We start from the raw sequence: 15,314 nt of genomic DNA, 5'->3' as shown, positions 1-15,314 counted from the left end.
AACCCGGCGGGGCCTCTTCGCGTGCGGCTACGGCATCGGCCACACCGTGCACGCTGGGTCTTCCGTGCACGCGTCCAGCTCGTCCCGGTTGGCCTGGTTCCGGGCCTGCAATGCTTCCGCGTACATCGTCGCCTGACCCGGCAGCCCCTCACACACTCCCGGCCGCGCGTCCAGCCCGCGGTCAGGGTCGTAGCCGTCGGCCGTCATCACCTTCAGCCACCCGTCCACGCACGCCTGCCGCGCCTCCGCATCCGACAGGGACGGGCTCGCGGTGACGGTCACGGTCTTCGCGGGCTCGTCCTCCCCCGACGACGAGCATCCGGCGAGCGCGAAACAGACGACGGCGAGCAGGGCAGCAGCAGTGTGGCGCATGGTCCCCCCAAGGACGTACGGAGGACCGGATCGTAGCGGCACACGCCGGGCGTACGGCACCCAACCGCACGAAAGAGGCCCTGCCCGCCGGCCGGGGGGACGGACCGGGGGCAGGGCCACGGGGGTGATGCCAGTGTGGCAGGCCAGTCCCCCACCCGGTCCCCCAGACACGGAAACCCCCTCCCGCAGGGAACCCGTAGAGGGCTCTCAAGGGAGGGGGTAAGGGACCCCGCTGCACGCCTTCCGGCCTGCGGTTTCACCCGCTCAGGGCACGGAGACCGCCTGCGCTTCCCACGCCCCTGCGGGCACCATCCGCCACGTCCCCGCGTCCGTCCGTTCCACGTCCGGCTTCAGGCCCTCGATCGCCTTCAGCACCTGCCGCTCGTCCAGGCCGGCCGCTATCTCCAGCTCCCGGCGGGTGGCGTTCCCGTACTTCGTGAGCGCGGCCCGTACCTTCTCCTGATTCGTCGCGCCGGACACCGGGAGGATCAGACGCTTGCCGACCGGCGCCCGCACCGTCGTCGCGCCGATCCGGGCGACCTCCGCCTTGAACTCCTCCCCCGTCAGCCACATCCCCTTGTACGGCGCCGCGACCTGATGGACCGGCGACTGGAGGAGGAACTTCCCCGGCTGGTCCAGCTTCCCAGGCTCCCAACCAGGGGTGTTGCCGAAAATGAACCGGCGGTGGTCCGCATCGTTCATGCGCGTGGACAGTCGGTTCGTGTAGTTCCCGCGGGCGTCCGTCGTCCCTCCGAAAACCTGCCTGGACGGCTGCTGTGTGGCCGACAGCTTGTGAATGCCGGCGAACCGCAGGAGCGCCAGCAGTGACTGGTTCTTCTTCGACGCCGGGTTCTTCTTCCACGGCCCGTCGTCGCCCTGCCGGACCAGCTCGGCGAGTTCGTCCTCGATGACCCAGATCGCCGGGCGGCCGTGCTTGGCCGGGTCCCATTCCTGGTCGCCGGCCTTGGCGAGAATCTCTCCGCGCTCGGCGAGTTCTGCCTTCAGCCAGTCGAGGAGGGCGTGGGCCTGCTCGGCGGTCGTGGCGAGGTCTTGCAGGATCGGCAGCATGGGGGTGAGTTCGGGGGCGCCGGGCTTCATGTCGATGCCGTACAGGACGACGTCGGGCCGGTCCGCGAGCTGGACCGCGATGGACCGGACCAGCGTGGACTTTCCGAACTTGGATGAACCGGCGATCAGGGTGTGGTTGTAGGCCAGGTCGAGCCAGACCGAGTTCAGGAACCGGTCCACGCCGAGGAGGACCGGTTCGGTGAACCGGGCTGCGGTGGACCGGACGTAGGGGACCACGTCGGCGAGGGGGTCGCCGTCGATGAACTTGGCGACGAGCTGGTTCGTGAGCGCCCCGTCCTCCAGCATGAACTCCCCGGCCACGCCCATCCCGGACGCCACCTTGGGCCAGCCGGACCGGAGCTTGTCCCGGTCCAGGCTCACGGGCAGGTCCAGGACCGCAGTCCACCCGGTCCGCGTGCGTTCCACGGTGCAGCCCGGCAGTTCGGCGGCGAACAGTTCGTGGACCACGGTCCGCAGCCTGGTCTCTTCCACGGTCCGCCCGGTCAGGTCCGGTCCGGACTGGACCGGTTCCGGGGTGGTCTTCTGGACCAGGGCATGCTGGGCCATCTGCTGCCGGATCAGCGTGGTCTCCAGGCGGGCGGTCTCGTGGTCCAACTTGATCTGGTCGTGGCGGGTGTCGTGCCGGTGCTTGACCATCGCCGCGAACACGGCGGCCGCGCTGATGGCGTACCCGTACCAGGCGGCGAACCCTCCGACCGTGCCGGTGAGCCACGCCTGTCCGGAGACGCCGGCGAGGGCGAGGCTGCCCCAGGCGAGGGAGGGCGGCCACTTCTTCGAGAACGACGTCCACGACAGGGAGCCTGCGGCGATGGCCGTGCCGAACTCGATGGCGGCGGCGGTGGTGCCGTAGATGCCGTCTGCGGTGAGCGCGGCGGCGGAAACGAGGCCGGGGACGGTGATGGCGGTGACGATGTCGGTGCGGTCGATCTTCACGGTGTGGGCTCCGCAGAGACAGGCGGGCCCCCGCACGGTGGCGGGGGCCGGGCGGGCGGTCAGCGGTACGTGTTGAGGAGGGCCTGGGCGGCGGTGAGACGGCGGTAGGCGGTGGACTCGGGGATGCCGAGGATCTCCGCGGCGCGGGCCTTGGTGATGTGCTCGCCGACCTTGAGGCGCTGGTGGAGTTCAGCGACCTGGTCCTTGGTCTCGACCGGGCGGACCGCGGCCTGAGCCGTCTGAACCGGGGCCGGTTCGGGGGTGGCCTCGATCTGGTTCGCGAGCTGGTCGGGGGCCTGAACCGCGGCCTGAACCGGCGTGGACTGCGGCGGGTTCACGGTCCGGCTCACTGTGAGCTGCGGTGGTTCGGGCGGCTGGTTCAGGGCGTACCGCTCCCGCTCCCGCTCCACCTTCGCCACGGCCATCTGCTCGGCCCGCCGGGCGTGGACCTCGCCGAGTTCGGCGTTGAGCCAGGCCTGGGTGTCCTTGTCGAGCTGGCGGCTGGTGACGTACATCGTCAGCCACCACAGACCCTTGGCGAGGGCGGAGACGAGGGCGCCGAACAGGCCGATCCACTTGGCTTCGAGGAGCGCCCCGTGGGTGAAGATCGCGGCCATGGAGATGAAGAGGGAGAGCCAGCCGATCCGCTTGGGGATCTTCTGCCGGGCGGGTTCGAAGCGGAGGACGTACTCGATGGCCATCGCGACGATCCACGTCAGGTCGAACACCCCGGCGATCATGTAGGCGGCCCACTCGGGCGCGACCTTGCCGAGCATCGCGCCGACGCTGACGGTGGACCAGACGAGCGCGCCGGTAACGACGATCGCGGTGGCTACCCCGACGGCCCGCATGATGATCTCGTCGGGGGTGAGCGGCGGGAGCTGTGCCGGCTCTTCGACGTGGTGGGTGCGGCCGTTGCGGGTGACGGCGCGGACGATCGGGGTGTTCACGGGGTTCCTCCGTTAGGTCCGGGCTCGGGCGGTGCGGGGCGGGTGCTCGTTCGTGAGGTGCCAGGCGGCGAGTGCGGCGATGGCGACGAGGACGGCCGGCGTGGTCATGGCCCAGGCGGTGACCGCGACGGCGGCTTCGAGGACGGCGGGGATGCCGATCGTCTGGTGGAGGAGGAGGGTGAGGGCTCCGATCAAGAGCCAGGCGCAGCGGGGCATCGGGGTCTCCGTTCGGGGTGGTGTGGGCTGGTCGGATTTCCAGGGCCCGCGTACCGGTGAGGGGACGTGGGCCGTGGGCTACCGGCCAGTCACTTCCGCTTGGTGCCGCCGCTCCAGAACGACACCTTGGCGGCGGCCTCGTTCGCGGCGGTGTTCAGCCGCTGGTACTCGGGCGTCTCGTCCCGGATGCCGGCCTTGAACTCCCGGGCGGAGTTGGCGTTCAGTGCGCGGTCGGCCGCCTTCATGTCGGCGATCGCGGCCTTCTCCTCGTCGGTCTTCTTGAACAGGCCCATGTCGGGTTCCTTTCGGTTAGCGGCGGTAGTTGGAGCGTTCGTTCTTCGCGGTCAGTTGGTCGATCTCTGCGGCGGCGAGGTCGCCTTGGGCGCGGGTGCGGGCTCGGATGGCGTAGTCGCGGCCTTCGTGGTCTTCGCCGCGGCTGGTCATGTTGCGGACGGTGCGGTCCCACTTCTGTGCGCGCTGGCGTGCTTCGGCGGCGTCGGCTTCGGCTTGGCGTTCGCGCTGTTCCAGGGTGTTGCGGAGTGAGGCGTGGAGTTCGGCGTCGGTCATGCCGTTGCTGTTGACGTGCGGTTTACGGCTGAACAGGCCCATGGGGGGGTCCTTCGGGTGAGGGGTTACTGGTGGGTGCAGGTGCCGGTGGGTTCGACGATCACGCGGCCGTCGGTGGGGGTGTAGCCGTCGGCTTTGAGTTCGCCGATGATTCCGGTGGCGGCGGCGTTTTCGGTGAGGGCGCAGACGGGGGTTTCGACGGTGCCGGCGCGGCCGTTCGGGTCGGTGACTTCGACGAGGGTCTTCCAGGAGCGCATGGGGTTCCTTCCGTAGGGGTGCCGCGCCCCGGCCGGGGGTGGTACCGGGGCGCGGCGGCTTGGGGAGGTCAGCTGGTGTCGGGGTCGATCCATCCGCCGCATTTGCCGCAGACGAGTTGTTGGCCTTGTTGTTGCATGGGCTTGCCGCAGCAGGTCACTGGTGGCCCCTTCCGCCGCAGGTGGTGCAGGGGCGGAAGACGGTGGTGTGGCCGCCTTCGGGGGTGGGGGTGGTGTCGGGGTAGCCGCCTTGGCCGCCGCAGCCGGTGCAGGTGGGGCCCTGGTAGCTCACTGGGTGGCCGCCTGCCGGGGGAAGGGGTTGGCCGCGAGGTGCGCTTGGAGGGCGCGGCCCTGCTTCGCTTGGGCGGGGTGGCGGTAGATGCCGCAGGGCTGGCAGGTGCGCGGGTCGTGCTTCGGGGGTTGCGGATCGCTACGATCGGCCATGGTCACTCCTGGTGAGATCAGTAGTGGCTAGCCCGGCAGGAAGGTGAGATTTCCTGCCGGGCCGACTTATTGGTGCTGTACGACCGTAGCTCTTTGTTGCGTTCAACGCAATAAAGCTGGGAGGATGAGCCATGCCCGAAGACACGCCACAGGGAGAGGAGCAGCCCACGATGCTGTCCTTCACCGAGGCTGCCGAACGGCTCGTCGAGGACCGCATCGCTCCGAACATGACCGCCGAAGGGCTACGCAGACTCGCGCGCGACCCGAAGTCCGGTTGGCCCATCGGCCCCGGCGACTACCGGGTGGTCGGGAAGACGCGGACGCTGCCGTATGACGTGCTCGCCGAGTACATGCGGGAGCGGCTCGGAAAGCGGCGGGGGCGCGGTCCGGACACGAAGAAGCGCAGCCCCAGGCCCAAGCAGGGAGAACCAGTGAGCCACACCGTTGATCCGCGTATTGCGATCCTGTCCGACCTGAACGACCCGCCGTACAACGCGACGGCCGAGAAGCGGTGCGTGCCGTGGGATGAGGCGGTGAAGATGCTCGCCGCCTACCGGGCGGCCGAGCTCCGTGACTTCCTGTGGCGGCTGGAGCAGTCGTCCGGGGACGCGGTCGCCGCGAAGCTGGTGGAGGACAATCCGGATCTCGCGGAGCTGCTGAACGCGACGGAGACGGAAGGGGCCTGAGGTGGCACGTATCGACGCCAGGCCCGCGCTGAACGTGCACTACGCAACCGATCCCCGCATCCGGCATCTCGCCGAGGTGGCGTGGCGGTTGCGGACGGGCGGCACCCGTGAGGAGTGGCTGTGGCTCGGCAAGGACAACCCGGAGGCGCTGATCTCGGAGGCGCGGGAGTGGGTGCGGGCGGCGGTCGCCGGCGGGCTCCTCGAACCGCCCAGCGACGACCCGGAATGGAAGAACGCTGCGTGGGCTGCCGCCAACGCCGACGAGTCGGAGCCGTCCGATGGTTGATCTTGTGCAGTGGCTGACAGCCTGTCTCGACGAGGACGAACGGAAGACGCGCGCCATCCCCGTAGACCTCGGGCACGAGTGGTCCGATCCGGGCCCGTGGGTCATGGCCGGAAGCGGGGGCGGTGGGCGCGAGGCTGAGGTCGCGAAGGTAGCGGACGGCTTGGAGATGCCTCTCGCGGAGGTGGTCGCGCACCACATCGCGGTGTGGGATCCGGCTCGGGTGCTGCGGGAAATCGACGCCAAGAGGCGGATCGTGGATCGGTACGCGTGGCTGCGCGAGCACGGCGACACGGGTGGCACCGAGTGGGTACTTCCGCTCCTCGCCTTGCCGTACGCGGACCGGCCCGGCTACCGCGAGGAGTGGCGGCCGTAGCCGCGTACGACGAAGCCCCGCCTCGGTCTGAGGCGGGGCTGTCGTATGCCCCGGGACGAGGCAGGCCTCCCGGCGTGCAGCAGCATGAACGGCGGGCGGCCTCGCCAGGGTACGGCGGGTGTCTGACAACGGCGAGTGCCCCGCTCGGGGTGAACGGGGCACTGCGTGTCTCCGGGGGCCACTGCCCGCGCGGCTGGCCTCTGCGGTCTCCAGGTTACCGGCTCCGGTAACCTGGCTGACCTGCGGAGATGCATGTTCGCGGGAGGGTCCAGTCACCTGGTCCCGACCTGATCCCGGCAGACGGTGCGGTCTCCCGTCACGGGGTGGGACAGGGAGACCGCAGGGCCAGGATGCCACGCCGGTCAGCCTGGTGTGGGTCGTCCGGGGCAGTGCGCGTCCTGCCCGTCCGGGAGTGGCCGCGGGTCGTGCCAGGGATGGGGGCCGTGGTCGGCGGGGACGGTGCACGTGGACCAGGGGCGTGCGGATGTGCTGGCTTCGGTCGCTTGGGTCGCTGTCGGGTCGGGCTGTCCGTCGAGTGCGGCGTGGATGAGGGCGGTGTCGATGCCGGCGGGGTGCTCGTCGGCGATCGCCTGGATGCGGGCGAGGGCTTTCTCTGCGGCGGCGAGTCGGCCGGCGATCCCGTCCGGCCCGTAGACGCGTTCGGCGACGGTGGCGGATGCGACGGTGATCGCCCCGTCCGACCAGCCGATGACGATCCAGCCGTCGTAGAGGGTGCGGGGCCCGTCCGACGTGTGGATGATCGGCCGGTCGGCGTGCCAGTGGTGGCGGCGGTCGAGCCAGTCGGGGAGGGTACGGTCGCCGGTCCACGTCCAGCGGTGGGTGATGTCGGGCGGGGTCACGGGGTCTCCAGGGCGGGTGCGGTGAGGGCGTCGCACATCGAGCAGGTGAACGCGGGCGGCCGGAGCTGGCCTTGTGCGAGGGGGCAGGTCTGGGCGTGCAGGCGGCGGGCTTCGGCGAGCTGTGCTCCGAGCTGTGCGGCGCGGACGGTGGCGGATGCGAATGCTGCGTCGGCGATGCGAAGTTGCCGTTGCGACTCTGTGTCCTCGGCTGCTTCCAGCTGCTCGTACAGGGCGTCGAGTGCGTCGCTGGTGATCGTGTTGACGGTGTGGCGGTCGGTCATGTCCGGCTCCTGCGTGCGGCTGTTCGTTGGCGGCGGGCGTCTGCTGCGGCCATCCGCTGGAGTGCGCGTTCGATGACGACGGCGCGGACTTGGCCGGGGTAGCGGGTGGCGAGGATGCGGGCCGCGGTGTCGGTGAGGAGTTCGCGGGCTGGCGGGCGGCGCTTCGGAGTGGCGGTCATCGCCGCGCCTCCTCGGGGTCGTGGCACACGCACGGGCAGTCGGTCTCACCTTGCTCGCAGCAGTCGATGGTGACGCCGGAGACGTGGTGGAGGGCGGCGCGCCGTCGAGCGGCTCGGTCTGCTTCGTCGGCGGCCGTGGTCATCGCTGCGCCTCGGCTTCCGGCTTGGCGCAGCGGCAGGCGCAGTTACCCGTGGGTTCGGGCTGGCCGGTTGCCGTGGCGTGTGCGCGGTCTTCGTCGTCGGCCCACGGGTGCGGTTGTGGCGGGTCGTAGTGCTGGTCGAACTGGCAGGGCCAGCAGCGGCTGTAGCAGACGATCGCGGGTGCTTGGCCTTGGAGGGCGGCGAGGAGCGTCTCGGCTTCCTCGGGTGTGGGCTTGGCGGTCATGGGTGTCTCCTTGGTGGGGTGGGGTGTCGGGCCCGGTGCAGGCCCGACACGAGACGCGGGGTGGTCGGCTCAGATTTCCTTCCAGACCCGTCGGTTCCTGATCATCGAAATGAGGGAGGGGCTTACGCCGTACTCGTCGGCGAGTTGCCGGGGCGTCGTCTGCTCAGGGCTCTGCCGGATCTGCCGAACCTGTTCCTCGGTCAGCTTTGCGCCGGAGCGAGAGCCATCCCGCATCGCTACGCCGCGTCTCCTCAAGATTCGGCCTACCTGCCGCTTTTCCAAGCCGAACCGTGCGGCAATGGCCCGCACGCTGAGCATTTCCTTCTCGTACAACCGCTGCATTTCGGCACGGTCGGCCTCGATGCCTTCTCTGGGCTTCGGGCGAGGCAGCGGCTCGATTTCGATGCGCTCTGTGATCAACTCTCGGCGGCGAGAGGAGTAGTCGGCATCGCAGACGCTGTCCTTGGGGCGAAGGCCTGCCAGACGCCGCAGCTCAGCGGGGCCAATTCCGTGCGTCTTGGACATGTGGCCAGCCAGCATCTTCCATGGTCCCGCGCCGCATGCGGGGCACATCTGGGCGTCGATCGCCTGCTGGTACGCCTCGGGAGTCGTGGGTAGTACATGATCGGCCTGGCCTGCGGCGGTGTGCGCTCTCCGCGCCTGCTGGGTGAGGTTCCGATACCCACGGGCTCTCGTGCTCTTGGCGCCGCCCTCGAAGCTGCCTTGCACTTCCCGTCGTTGGGAATCTGGATCGCGCATCGATCTTGCCTTCCATCTGCTGAGCACGAGCGTGGTTGGATGGGCGACGGGCGCCCCCCGATTGCTGCGGGGGGCGCCCTGCCCGTTCACGGTGTTGCCGCAGGCGGCACAACGGGAAGGTCGCGCAGCTGTAGGCACTTGGTGCAGCGCCGCTGATGCGACGCGATCGGACGGATGTTCTCGCGGGCCACTTCGACCCCGCACGGGGTGAGGTACACGCCCTCACGGACCATGCGCGCCGAGTGGTACACGGCGTGCCCCATAGCCCGGACGTCGACCGGCCACGGGTTCTCGCTGGCCGCAAGACCGAGGCGGAGAAGGACTTCCTTGGGCGCCTCGTACCCCCGGGCTACGCGCTCGGGGAGGATGACTTCGCGGGCTGCCTGCACGGTGTCGAACATCCGGCAGGACTTGATCCGGTTGCAGACGTGGCAGGCCAGGACCCAGTTATCGCGGGGGCTGCGCGCGAGGTAGGCGTAGGGCACGAAGTGATCCCAGTTGAGGCGCAGGATCACGGTCTTGCTGTGGCGCCATATGGGCGTGCCGATCGGTATCTCGCAGTAGAGGCACTGGTTGTTCTGCTTCTCGATGGCGCGGTTGCGTTCGGCGACGCGGGGATATTGCCGGGTTGTGACTCCGTTGGCGGGGGCGCGGCCGTAGACGCGTAGGCGCCAGTCTCCGGGAGGGAGGGGTTTTGCTGTCACCTTTCAACCTTTCTTAGGCGACCTGAACTACTCCATCCTAGCATTCCTGAACTACTCCAAGGGGTTACCGTGTGCCAATGGACATCAGCCGATACATCGACGCTGACCAGGTAGCGAGCCGTCTGGGGATCTCCCGGCAGAGCGTCTACAACCTGGTCAACAGGTCGCCCGACTTTCCGAAGCCGACCAAGGTCGGACGGGCCTCGCTCTGGCTTCCCGGAGAGGTCGACAAGTGGCGGGCGTCGCACCCGGCCCGCCGGCCCAGAGCACCCAAGGAAGATCCAAAGCCCTGAGCGCCCGCCTGAGCCACGCAAACTCGCCCGATGCGGCGCGGTAAAGAAACGCCCCCTCATCGCCTCACAGCCCCCGTCACACCCTTTCTCGACCCCTCTCCGGACCAGGACGAGGGGTCGTCGTGCGTTTCCGAGGTGCGACAGCGGCGAATCACAGCCACCACCGCCCGCCAGATCCCCCACCCGGCCACCACGACCGCGTACAGGCCGACCGTCACCGCCACCACCCCGACGACCACCCACGCCGCCTCCAAGGCTTCGGCGATCACTGCGTTGCTCCCGGGCATCGGTCAGCGGAGTGCGACTGGCGGGTGGTCTTCGCAGCGGACCAGTGGTGCTCACGGCACTCGGCGGCGACCTCGTCCTGCACGACGAGCCCGCACGGGGCCTTCGGGCAGGGGCACCGGTCTTCGATCTCGTGGGTGGTCCAGGAGCGGCCGATGTGGTTGCCGCTGAATCGGTCGGCCATGTCAGTTCTCCTTGCCGGGCTGGGCCACAACGGCGGGCGCGGCGGCAAGCAGTTCCCGCAGCACCTCGGCAACCTGGTGCGGCCCGACCGGACGCGACGCGGGCCAGCCGTCGGGGCCCTGCTCCTGGCGGCGCATCTCGGAGAACGGATTGCCGAGCGCGGTGAAGCGTTCGGTGAGCGCGGCTTCGAGACGGGCAGGCAGACCCTCGGCGTCCGGTGTCTCGGCGTGGGGTGCCTCGGCGGCCAGCGCCTGCACGGTCGGGCACGGCCACGGGATCCATCCGCCGCTGATCTGGTTGCAGTGCGCGCAGTAGACCTGCGGGTCGCCGCCGAACGCGTACTCCTGGTGCAGGGCGCGAACCCGAGCCTCGGCGGCCCGGTCTGCGGGCGCAGGCAGCACAGCCAGCACCGCATCGGCGACCTCGCCGTACTCGTCGGGCTCCAGCATGTCCGTGCCCCAGGCGAAGCCGAACCCAGCGGCCTCGCACAGCGCGCGGCGGATGCAGTCCCGGAGTGCGGTCTGTTCGGTGGTGGGCGGCGCGGCAACAGGAACAGCAGCGGTGCGCGTCGGGTCGATCAGGTCGACGATCCGCCCCACGAACCGGGCCTTCTGCCCCGTCAGGTCCAGCTCGTCCATGCGGAGCCGCTGCAAGGCGGCGAGTTCCTGCGCGTGGAGGCAGAGCACGCCGTCGATGACGTCCTCAGGCAGGCCGTGCCGGTCGAGCAGCGCGCGGGCGGACTCGGGTGTCGGGTCGGTGGTCATGGTGGTCCTCACGGTTGGGGTGGCCGGCCGCCACCGTGAAGCGGCAGCCGGGGAACGGACGGGCGGTGTGATGGACTTCGGGTGCGGCCGCCCCTGATAGCGACAGGGGCGGCCGTCCTGCGTGGTCATGTGCCGAAGAGGCTCGGCGTGTGGTGCAGCTCGTCCAGCCAGCCGGTGAGCCGGGCGAGGTTCTTGTCCGGGCCGAACGCCAGATACGTGCCGTCCGCGCTGTCGCAGCCGAACCACTCCGCTGTGCGCAGCCGGGCGAGGGAGTTCACGCGGCCCATGTGGACGGCCACGCCCCGCTCCCGCGCTTCCCGGGACAGGCGTTCGGCGATCGGGCCGGTCTTCCACTCGGTGTCCCCGGCGAGGAACAGCACGTCGAACTCGCCCCACGGAATGAGCCCGTACTCGCAGCCGTTCTGTGCGGCGAACGCGGCCGGTACGCCGAGTTCACGGATGCGGGCGAGCCACGGCCGGGACTCGTCGAGGGTGGCGGCGGCATCGAACGGGACGTCGGGAGCGAGCGCCCACAGGCACCGGTCGGCGCCGTACCGCTCCACGGTGCGCTCTAGCCAGTCCCACCAGCGTTGGGTGCCGGGCCAGTTGCGGCCCTTGCCGTCGCAGCCGAACTTGCCGTTGTCGCACGCGTACAGCGCGCCCTCGGGGATCCGGTTGCCTTGGGCCGGGGTCGTCATGCAGCCGATGAGCCCGGCACTCATCGCGGCCCGCACGTCAGGCCCCGACGGAGTGCCGAGATACCGGACCACGGCGCACCTGCCGGATAGCGACGACGAGCAGGACGGGCAGGAGCGTGGCCCACAGCGCCTTGCCGACCAGTTGGCCCCAGAACACGGGCCACTCGAACGGGAACGGGGCGAGCCGCAGGAACACCGCCGTGTCGACGATCGCGCCCACGATCCCGGAGAGGAGGGCGGCCCGTGCCCACCCGCGGGAGCGGAGCGGGGTGTAGACGCCCCAGTCGAACAGTTCGGCAAGGACGAACGCGGCCACGGAAGCCACGGCCAGGGCGGGCGACATGACGGCCGTGAGCGCGCCTCCGGCAGCGATGCCGACGAACACCCAGGCGGTGCCGGCGTAGTCCTGCACGACATCCCGGAGCAGTAGGGCGAGTCCGGCGGCGTAGGTGCCTGCGGTGGTGGCGAGGCCGAAGCCGGTGGGGACGATGCCGTAGCGGGTGGTGAGCCAGTTCGCTGCGGCGATGGCGAGGATGTAGGCGGTGAGGGCGAGGGTTCGGCGTGTGTTCATGGTGTGGCTCCTTAGGCGGGGTTCAACGCGCGACGGCTAGACGGCGGGGTATCCGGGTGGTCGCGCGGTGGTGATCAGTTGCGGGTCAGGCGGCGGGCTGGTTGGTGGTGCGGCGGTCGATCGCGGCGACGGTCGGGCACGGCCACTCGTAGCGGTCCGGGCGCCAGGAGGGTCCGTCGCCGTCTTCGTTCTCGCAGTCGCCGCAGACGTGGCCGTGGAACTTCTTCGAGCAGAGGTAGCGGCCGTCGTCGTCGCTCTCGCCGTGGTCGCTGTCGTAGTCCTCGGCGTTCTCGTCGCATCCGCAGTCGTCGGCGACCGTGTAGATCTCGATGCGGGAGTGCTCGAAGCGCAGCAGCAGTTCGGGGTGGTCCCGCTCGGCGACGTACCGGATGCGGGCGAGTACCTGGGCGGCGGTCTCGTCGTCGAGGGGTGTGATGTTGAGGGCTTGCCAGGCGACGGCTTCGGCGGCGTGGACGCGTCGGCTGAGCATCTGGTAGCCGATGCGGTTGAGGTCGTCGTTCATGGTCACGACGCGGGTCCTTTCGTGGTGTTTGTGCTGGTTGTCTGGCGGTCGGGGTGCACAACAGGTCAAGCGGCTTGTGCGGGTCGTATGAGGCGGAGGGCGGGGCGTTGGGTGTCCGGGGCGCCGACGGCGTCGCAGAGGGCCTGCCAGTGGGCGTCTTGCTCGGCGGGGGTCCATGGCCGGCGGCCGGTGCTTGTCCTGGGCGTGGACGGGGCGGGTGGCGGTCGGGTGGGGATGTCTTCGGCGAGGAGCCGCTCCAGCGGGGTCACGGCTTGGGCTCCGTCCGCTTGGCCGCCTGTTCGTTCCACTCGACCCAGCCGCAGACGGCGTCGTGGAAGGCGTCCAGGGCGGTGACGACGCCTTCGGGGACGTTGGTCCGCTGAAGGTTCTTGATCGCGTGGTGCCAGTCGCCGACGTCTTCGAGGAGGGCGCTCGCGATCTGGGCGCCCGGGTTTTCGGCGAACGAGATGATGACGGCGTCGGGGTCGTCCATGGCGCACATGAACATCCACGGGGCGTGGACGGCGGGGTGCGGCTTGAAGGCGGTCACCGGTCGGCCTCCGTCTTCGTGATCTCCGTGAAGCCGCCGGTGGCCTGGTGGATCGACCAGTCGCCCTCGCCGTACTCGTAGGGCTCCCACTCGTCGCGGAAGAAGCGCCAGCCGAGCGCGGTGCGTTCACCGTCGGCCGGGTGGGTGGTGATCATGTCGACGCGGAACTTCCACCCGTGGCTCTTGGCATAGGTGTGGCCGGGCTCGTAGAAGTCGGCAGTCATGGGCTGGTCCTGTTCTCGGCGGCGGTGCGGGCGGTGTGGGCTTGGAGTCGTGCGTCGTGGGATTCGATGGCGAGGCGCCGGCCGCGGGGGCTGGTGCAGCGGGCGCCGGGAGGGGCCTGACACCACGGGCAGCGGATGGACCAGGCGGGCGGCTTGTCGGTCACGGGGCGTCCGTCTTCCGGATCTGGCTCTTGAACTCCTCCAGCTCGGCACGCTCCTCAGGAGGTAGCTGGCCGAGGTAGGCGGCTGCGGCTTCTTTGCGGGCGGCGATCTGGGCGGTGTCTTCGCGGGGCAGTTCGTGGGCGTCGCGTGCGGCTCGGCGGCGGGCGGCGTGGGGGACGGTGCGGGGGTGGCCGTTGGTGCGGCAGTGCCGTCCGAGGGGTGCCAGGCAGGCGGGGCAGGCGACGGTGAGCGGGCCGACGCGTACCGGCCGCCGGCTTCCAGCGGTGTCGTCGTCGGGTACGTCGCGGCCGATGGCGGTGAGTTCGCGGAGCAGTCGCGGGTCGGGGGTGCCGGGGTTGAGGGCACGGAGTCCGGTGTCCGGTCCGATGCGGCCGTCGGCGAGGGCGGCGGTGCGGGCGCGGAGCCGGGCAAGGTACTGGGCGGGGGTTTCGTCGGGGTCGCCGTCGTAGCGGAGGTTGGCGACGCGTTCGCGGCGGGCCCGCTTGGCGATGTCGATCAAGTCGACGGCGGTGACCCGGTAGCGGTCCTTCGGCTGGCGGCTGGCCATCTCCTGGTAGAAGACCGTCAGCGCGGCCTCAGCATCGTTGCGGGTGAGGCCTGCGGCGGTGAGGTCGGCGTGCCAGGCGAGGACATCGGCGCGGCCGACGGTGCGCTGGTCGCGAGCAGCAGCGAGGCCGAGGAGTGTTGAGGCGTCTTCGAAGGTGATCACTGGGCCTCCTTGTGGGCGGCGTCGTATTCGGCTTGCATCTGCCGGCCGAGGTCGAGGGCGGCTTGGACGCGGGCGTCGGTGGTGGAGGGGCGTGGTGGTGCTTGTCCTCCGCCGGGGAGGGCGACGAGGAATGCGCCCTGCTGGGTGCGGGTGCCGCGTTCGGTGGCGCGCTTGGCGTCGTCGCGGATCCACTTCTGCCAGGCGTCCGGCCACGAGGAGCGGCGGGCGGCCGTGGAGCGGTAGTGCGAGACGAACTGGGCGGTGGCGTGGTCGATGTCGACGAGGTCTGAGTAGCCGTCGCGCTTGGCCCAGCGGCGCATGGCGTCGGTCAGCTGGAAGCCGTCGATCTCGATCGGTGTGGGCGCGTGAGCGTCAAGATCAGCGGCCCTACTACCGGTAGTTCCCCCACCTACATCAGCCACGTCGTAGTTATGGGAGGGGAGGGGAGGGGAGGGGACAACCGTGACACCCTCATGGGTGTCACGCCGTGACATGTCGTCGTGACCTGCGGGTTCATCATCAAACAGGGGGTCATTTCGTTCACGATTCGGAGCGGAATCGGATCCGTTTCGGCTCCGAATCGGGCTCGAAACGCGCTCGGAATCGCGTGCATTCCGGTTCGCGCGGGCCGTTTCCCGACCCCGGTTCTGCCGCTTCCGGGCCGCTTCACGGGAGGCCTCGATCTGCGCGCGGGACTTGTTGTAGTCGAGGTAGTCGTGGATGACGAAGTCGCCGTCGGCCGGCTGCGGGCAGCGCATGCAGTCGTGGCCGTGGCCGTGGAGCATGCCGACGGCGACGAGCTTTTTGATGTTGGGTCCGGTGCCGTAGCTGCGGACGATGTCGCCGTCGAGGTGCCCTTCGGTGAGGTGCCTGGTCGCGTGGACGCCGAGGCGCACGAAGAGGCCGACGGCAGCGTTGCCCGCCTTGCGCACCTTGGGGTGCGTGTCGAACCCGTCATCGAGGGCGAACCAGGCCATGAAGTGCTTCTCTCGT

Annotated in this window: 29 protein-coding genes; 4 read left to right on the top strand and 25 right to left on the bottom strand. The window is 70.0% G+C overall.

All coding sequences use genetic code 11. The features are described from left to right. Positions 1-27 precede the first annotated feature (27 nt). The 8 genes from H4687_RS16405 to H4687_RS16370 form a co-directional block, all read right to left on the bottom strand. Positions 28-372, bottom strand: coding sequence for a hypothetical protein (locus H4687_RS16405; RefSeq protein WP_046916600.1), 345 nt, complete (start codon positions 370-372; stop codon positions 28-30). Between the two features lie 264 nt (positions 373-636). Beyond that, the gene (locus H4687_RS48045) at positions 637-2,394 is read right to left on the bottom strand and encodes an FtsK/SpoIIIE domain-containing protein (RefSeq protein ID WP_046919541.1); all 1,758 of its coding nucleotides are present in this window, start codon (positions 2,392-2,394) and stop codon (positions 637-639) included. A gap of 59 nt (positions 2,395-2,453) precedes the next feature. After that, positions 2,454-3,344, bottom strand: a complete 891-nt coding sequence (locus tag H4687_RS16395) for a hypothetical protein (protein ID WP_050398229.1) — start codon at positions 3,342-3,344, stop codon at positions 2,454-2,456. Between the two features lie 12 nt (positions 3,345-3,356). After that, on the bottom strand, positions 3,357-3,560 hold the full coding sequence (locus H4687_RS16390; RefSeq protein WP_046919540.1) for a hypothetical protein: 204 nt from the start codon (positions 3,558-3,560) through the stop codon (positions 3,357-3,359). 89 nt (positions 3,561-3,649) lie between these two features. Beyond that, positions 3,650-3,853 carry a hypothetical protein gene (locus H4687_RS16385; RefSeq protein ID WP_046919539.1) on the bottom strand — a complete coding sequence of 68 codons (204 nt, stop codon included), beginning with the start codon at positions 3,851-3,853 and terminating at the stop codon, positions 3,650-3,652. A 16-nt stretch (positions 3,854-3,869) separates the two neighbouring features. After that, positions 3,870-4,169 carry a hypothetical protein gene (locus H4687_RS16380; RefSeq protein WP_046919538.1) on the bottom strand — a complete coding sequence of 100 codons (300 nt, stop codon included), beginning with the start codon at positions 4,167-4,169 and terminating at the stop codon, positions 3,870-3,872. A gap of 23 nt (positions 4,170-4,192) precedes the next feature. Then, positions 4,193-4,384 (bottom strand): hypothetical protein, encoded by a 192-nt coding sequence (locus H4687_RS16375; RefSeq protein WP_046919537.1) that lies wholly within the window; start codon positions 4,382-4,384, stop codon positions 4,193-4,195. A gap of 285 nt (positions 4,385-4,669) precedes the next feature. After that, entirely contained in the window at positions 4,670-4,825 is a 156-nt protein-coding gene (locus H4687_RS16370) for a hypothetical protein (RefSeq protein ID WP_159026208.1), read from the bottom strand. Positions 4,826-4,956: 131 nt separating this feature from the next. Between H4687_RS16370 and H4687_RS46440 the strand changes: the two genes are divergently transcribed. The 3 genes from H4687_RS46440 to H4687_RS16355 are packed head-to-tail and all read left to right on the top strand — an operon-like array spanning position 4,957 to position 6,170. Next, positions 4,957-5,511 (top strand): hypothetical protein, encoded by a 555-nt coding sequence (locus H4687_RS46440; protein ID WP_225966713.1) that lies wholly within the window; start codon positions 4,957-4,959, stop codon positions 5,509-5,511. A gap of 1 nt (position 5,512) precedes the next feature. Continuing rightward, positions 5,513-5,797 carry a hypothetical protein gene (locus tag H4687_RS16360; RefSeq protein ID WP_046917070.1) on the top strand — a complete coding sequence of 95 codons (285 nt, stop codon included), beginning with the start codon at positions 5,513-5,515 and terminating at the stop codon, positions 5,795-5,797. Further along, on the top strand, positions 5,790-6,170 hold the full coding sequence (locus H4687_RS16355) for a DUF6221 family protein (protein WP_046917069.1): 381 nt from the start codon (positions 5,790-5,792) through the stop codon (positions 6,168-6,170). The genes H4687_RS16360 and H4687_RS16355 overlap by 8 nt, the downstream gene beginning before the upstream one ends. A 362-nt stretch (positions 6,171-6,532) precedes the next feature. On the opposite strand, the gene H4687_RS16350 is transcribed toward H4687_RS16355, so the two are convergent. The 6 genes from H4687_RS16350 to H4687_RS16325 all read right to left on the bottom strand — a co-directional run bounded on the left by H4687_RS16350 (position 6,533) and on the right by H4687_RS16325 (position 9,338). After that, positions 6,533-7,030 carry a hypothetical protein gene (locus H4687_RS16350; protein WP_046917068.1) on the bottom strand — a complete coding sequence of 166 codons (498 nt, stop codon included), beginning with the start codon at positions 7,028-7,030 and terminating at the stop codon, positions 6,533-6,535. Beyond that, positions 7,027-7,311 (bottom strand): hypothetical protein, encoded by a 285-nt coding sequence (locus H4687_RS16345; RefSeq protein WP_046917067.1) that lies wholly within the window; start codon positions 7,309-7,311, stop codon positions 7,027-7,029. The genes H4687_RS16350 and H4687_RS16345 overlap by 4 nt, the downstream gene beginning before the upstream one ends. Continuing rightward, complete coding sequence (locus tag H4687_RS16340; protein ID WP_159026207.1) at positions 7,308-7,490, bottom strand: hypothetical protein; 183 nt, start codon at positions 7,488-7,490, stop codon at positions 7,308-7,310. The genes H4687_RS16345 and H4687_RS16340 overlap by 4 nt, the downstream gene beginning before the upstream one ends. Before the next feature lie 139 nt (positions 7,491-7,629). Continuing rightward, entirely contained in the window at positions 7,630-7,875 is a 246-nt protein-coding gene (locus H4687_RS16335; protein ID WP_046917066.1) for a hypothetical protein, read from the bottom strand. A gap of 69 nt (positions 7,876-7,944) precedes the next feature. Beyond that, complete coding sequence (locus H4687_RS16330) at positions 7,945-8,400, bottom strand: hypothetical protein (RefSeq protein ID WP_159026206.1); 456 nt, start codon at positions 8,398-8,400, stop codon at positions 7,945-7,947. A gap of 320 nt (positions 8,401-8,720) precedes the next feature. Then, positions 8,721-9,338 (bottom strand): HNH endonuclease, encoded by a 618-nt coding sequence (locus tag H4687_RS16325; protein WP_159026205.1) that lies wholly within the window; start codon positions 9,336-9,338, stop codon positions 8,721-8,723. Positions 9,339-9,415: 77 nt separating this feature from the next. On the opposite strand from H4687_RS16325, the gene H4687_RS16320 reads away from it, so the two are divergent. Then, positions 9,416-9,631 carry a helix-turn-helix transcriptional regulator gene (locus H4687_RS16320; RefSeq protein WP_079028243.1) on the top strand — a complete coding sequence of 72 codons (216 nt, stop codon included), beginning with the start codon at positions 9,416-9,418 and terminating at the stop codon, positions 9,629-9,631. A 56-nt stretch (positions 9,632-9,687) separates the two neighbouring features. On the opposite strand, the gene H4687_RS16315 is transcribed toward H4687_RS16320, so the two are convergent. The 11 genes from H4687_RS16315 to H4687_RS16270 all read right to left on the bottom strand — a co-directional run bounded on the left by H4687_RS16315 (position 9,688) and on the right by H4687_RS16270 (position 15,298). Further along, entirely contained in the window at positions 9,688-9,900 is a 213-nt protein-coding gene (locus H4687_RS16315) for a hypothetical protein (RefSeq protein ID WP_046917064.1), read from the bottom strand. After that, a complete protein-coding gene (locus H4687_RS16310; protein WP_046917063.1) occupies positions 9,897-10,100 on the bottom strand; it encodes a hypothetical protein in 204 nt (67 codons plus the stop codon). The genes H4687_RS16315 and H4687_RS16310 overlap by 4 nt, the downstream gene beginning before the upstream one ends. A 1-nt stretch (position 10,101) precedes the next feature. Further along, complete coding sequence (locus H4687_RS16305; RefSeq protein WP_046917062.1) at positions 10,102-10,863, bottom strand: hypothetical protein; 762 nt, start codon at positions 10,861-10,863, stop codon at positions 10,102-10,104. A 125-nt stretch (positions 10,864-10,988) separates the two neighbouring features. Continuing rightward, complete coding sequence (locus H4687_RS16300) at positions 10,989-11,561, bottom strand: hypothetical protein (protein ID WP_046917074.1); 573 nt, start codon at positions 11,559-11,561, stop codon at positions 10,989-10,991. 37 nt (positions 11,562-11,598) lie between these two features. After that, a complete protein-coding gene (locus H4687_RS16295; RefSeq protein WP_046917061.1) occupies positions 11,599-12,132 on the bottom strand; it encodes a VUT family protein in 534 nt (177 codons plus the stop codon). Positions 12,133-12,217: 85 nt separating this feature from the next. Then, positions 12,218-12,661, bottom strand: a complete 444-nt coding sequence (locus tag H4687_RS16290; RefSeq protein WP_046917060.1) for a hypothetical protein — start codon at positions 12,659-12,661, stop codon at positions 12,218-12,220. A 259-nt stretch (positions 12,662-12,920) separates the two neighbouring features. Next, complete coding sequence (locus H4687_RS16285; protein ID WP_046917059.1) at positions 12,921-13,205, bottom strand: hypothetical protein; 285 nt, start codon at positions 13,203-13,205, stop codon at positions 12,921-12,923. After that, positions 13,202-13,429: a hypothetical protein gene (locus H4687_RS16280; protein ID WP_046917058.1), complete on the bottom strand. Its 228-nt coding sequence runs from the start codon at positions 13,427-13,429 to the stop codon at positions 13,202-13,204. The genes H4687_RS16285 and H4687_RS16280 overlap by 4 nt, the downstream gene beginning before the upstream one ends. Then, positions 13,426-13,593: a zinc finger domain-containing protein gene (locus H4687_RS48705; RefSeq protein ID WP_434977110.1), complete on the bottom strand. Its 168-nt coding sequence runs from the start codon at positions 13,591-13,593 to the stop codon at positions 13,426-13,428. The genes H4687_RS16280 and H4687_RS48705 overlap by 4 nt, the downstream gene beginning before the upstream one ends. Next, entirely contained in the window at positions 13,590-14,321 is a 732-nt protein-coding gene (locus tag H4687_RS16275) for a zinc finger domain-containing protein (RefSeq protein WP_046917057.1), read from the bottom strand. The genes H4687_RS48705 and H4687_RS16275 overlap by 4 nt, the downstream gene beginning before the upstream one ends. Then, positions 14,318-15,298: a hypothetical protein gene (locus tag H4687_RS16270; protein ID WP_050398231.1), complete on the bottom strand. Its 981-nt coding sequence runs from the start codon at positions 15,296-15,298 to the stop codon at positions 14,318-14,320. Before H4687_RS16270 ends, H4687_RS16275 begins: the two co-directional genes overlap by 4 nt. Positions 15,299-15,314: the final 16 nt, after the last annotated feature.

The organism is Streptomyces stelliscabiei (genome assembly GCF_014873495.1).
In the GTDB taxonomy this organism is placed as follows: Bacteria; Actinomycetota; Actinomycetes; order Streptomycetales; family Streptomycetaceae; genus Streptomyces; species Streptomyces bottropensis.
Note: the sequence above shows the minus strand (reverse complement) of the source record. Positions and strands in the feature narration are given on the sequence as shown.

What these genes read in the sequence shown, in the direction of transcription:
- H4687_RS16405 (WP_046916600.1), bottom strand. Translation starts at nt 372, where the DNA reads ATGCGCCACACTGCTGCTGCCCTGCTCGCCGTCGTCTGTTTCGCGCTC.
- H4687_RS16390 (WP_046919540.1), bottom strand. Translation starts at nt 3,560, where the DNA reads ATGCCCCGCTGCGCCTGGCTCTTGATCGGAGCCCTCACCCTCCTCCTC.
- H4687_RS16385 (WP_046919539.1), bottom strand. Translation starts at nt 3,853, where the DNA reads ATGGGCCTGTTCAAGAAGACCGACGAGGAGAAGGCCGCGATCGCCGAC.
- H4687_RS16380 (WP_046919538.1), bottom strand. Translation starts at nt 4,169, where the DNA reads ATGGGCCTGTTCAGCCGTAAACCGCACGTCAACAGCAACGGCATGACC.
- H4687_RS16375 (WP_046919537.1), bottom strand. Translation starts at nt 4,384, where the DNA reads ATGCGCTCCTGGAAGACCCTCGTCGAAGTCACCGACCCGAACGGCCGC.
- H4687_RS16370 (WP_159026208.1), bottom strand. Translation starts at nt 4,825, where the DNA reads ATGGCCGATCGTAGCGATCCGCAACCCCCGAAGCACGACCCGCGCACC.
- H4687_RS46440 (WP_225966713.1), top strand. Translation starts at nt 4,957, where the DNA reads ATGCCCGAAGACACGCCACAGGGAGAGGAGCAGCCCACGATGCTGTCC.
- H4687_RS16355 (WP_046917069.1), top strand. Translation starts at nt 5,790, where the DNA reads ATGGTTGATCTTGTGCAGTGGCTGACAGCCTGTCTCGACGAGGACGAA.
- H4687_RS16345 (WP_046917067.1), bottom strand. Translation starts at nt 7,311, where the DNA reads ATGACCGACCGCCACACCGTCAACACGATCACCAGCGACGCACTCGAC.
- H4687_RS16340 (WP_159026207.1), bottom strand. Translation starts at nt 7,490, where the DNA reads ATGACCGCCACTCCGAAGCGCCGCCCGCCAGCCCGCGAACTCCTCACC.
- H4687_RS16335 (WP_046917066.1), bottom strand. Translation starts at nt 7,875, where the DNA reads ATGACCGCCAAGCCCACACCCGAGGAAGCCGAGACGCTCCTCGCCGCC.
- H4687_RS16330 (WP_159026206.1), bottom strand. Translation starts at nt 8,400, where the DNA reads ATGTCCAAGACGCACGGAATTGGCCCCGCTGAGCTGCGGCGTCTGGCA.
- H4687_RS16320 (WP_079028243.1), top strand. Translation starts at nt 9,416, where the DNA reads ATGGACATCAGCCGATACATCGACGCTGACCAGGTAGCGAGCCGTCTG.
- H4687_RS16310 (WP_046917063.1), bottom strand. Translation starts at nt 10,100, where the DNA reads ATGGCCGACCGATTCAGCGGCAACCACATCGGCCGCTCCTGGACCACC.
- H4687_RS16305 (WP_046917062.1), bottom strand. Translation starts at nt 10,863, where the DNA reads ATGACCACCGACCCGACACCCGAGTCCGCCCGCGCGCTGCTCGACCGG.
- H4687_RS16300 (WP_046917074.1), bottom strand. Translation starts at nt 11,561, where the DNA reads ATGACGACCCCGGCCCAAGGCAACCGGATCCCCGAGGGCGCGCTGTAC.
- H4687_RS16295 (WP_046917061.1), bottom strand. Translation starts at nt 12,132, where the DNA reads ATGAACACACGCCGAACCCTCGCCCTCACCGCCTACATCCTCGCCATC.
- H4687_RS16280 (WP_046917058.1), bottom strand. Translation starts at nt 13,429, where the DNA reads ATGACTGCCGACTTCTACGAGCCCGGCCACACCTATGCCAAGAGCCAC.
- H4687_RS16270 (WP_050398231.1), bottom strand. Translation starts at nt 15,298, where the DNA reads ATGGCCTGGTTCGCCCTCGATGACGGGTTCGACACGCACCCCAAGGTG.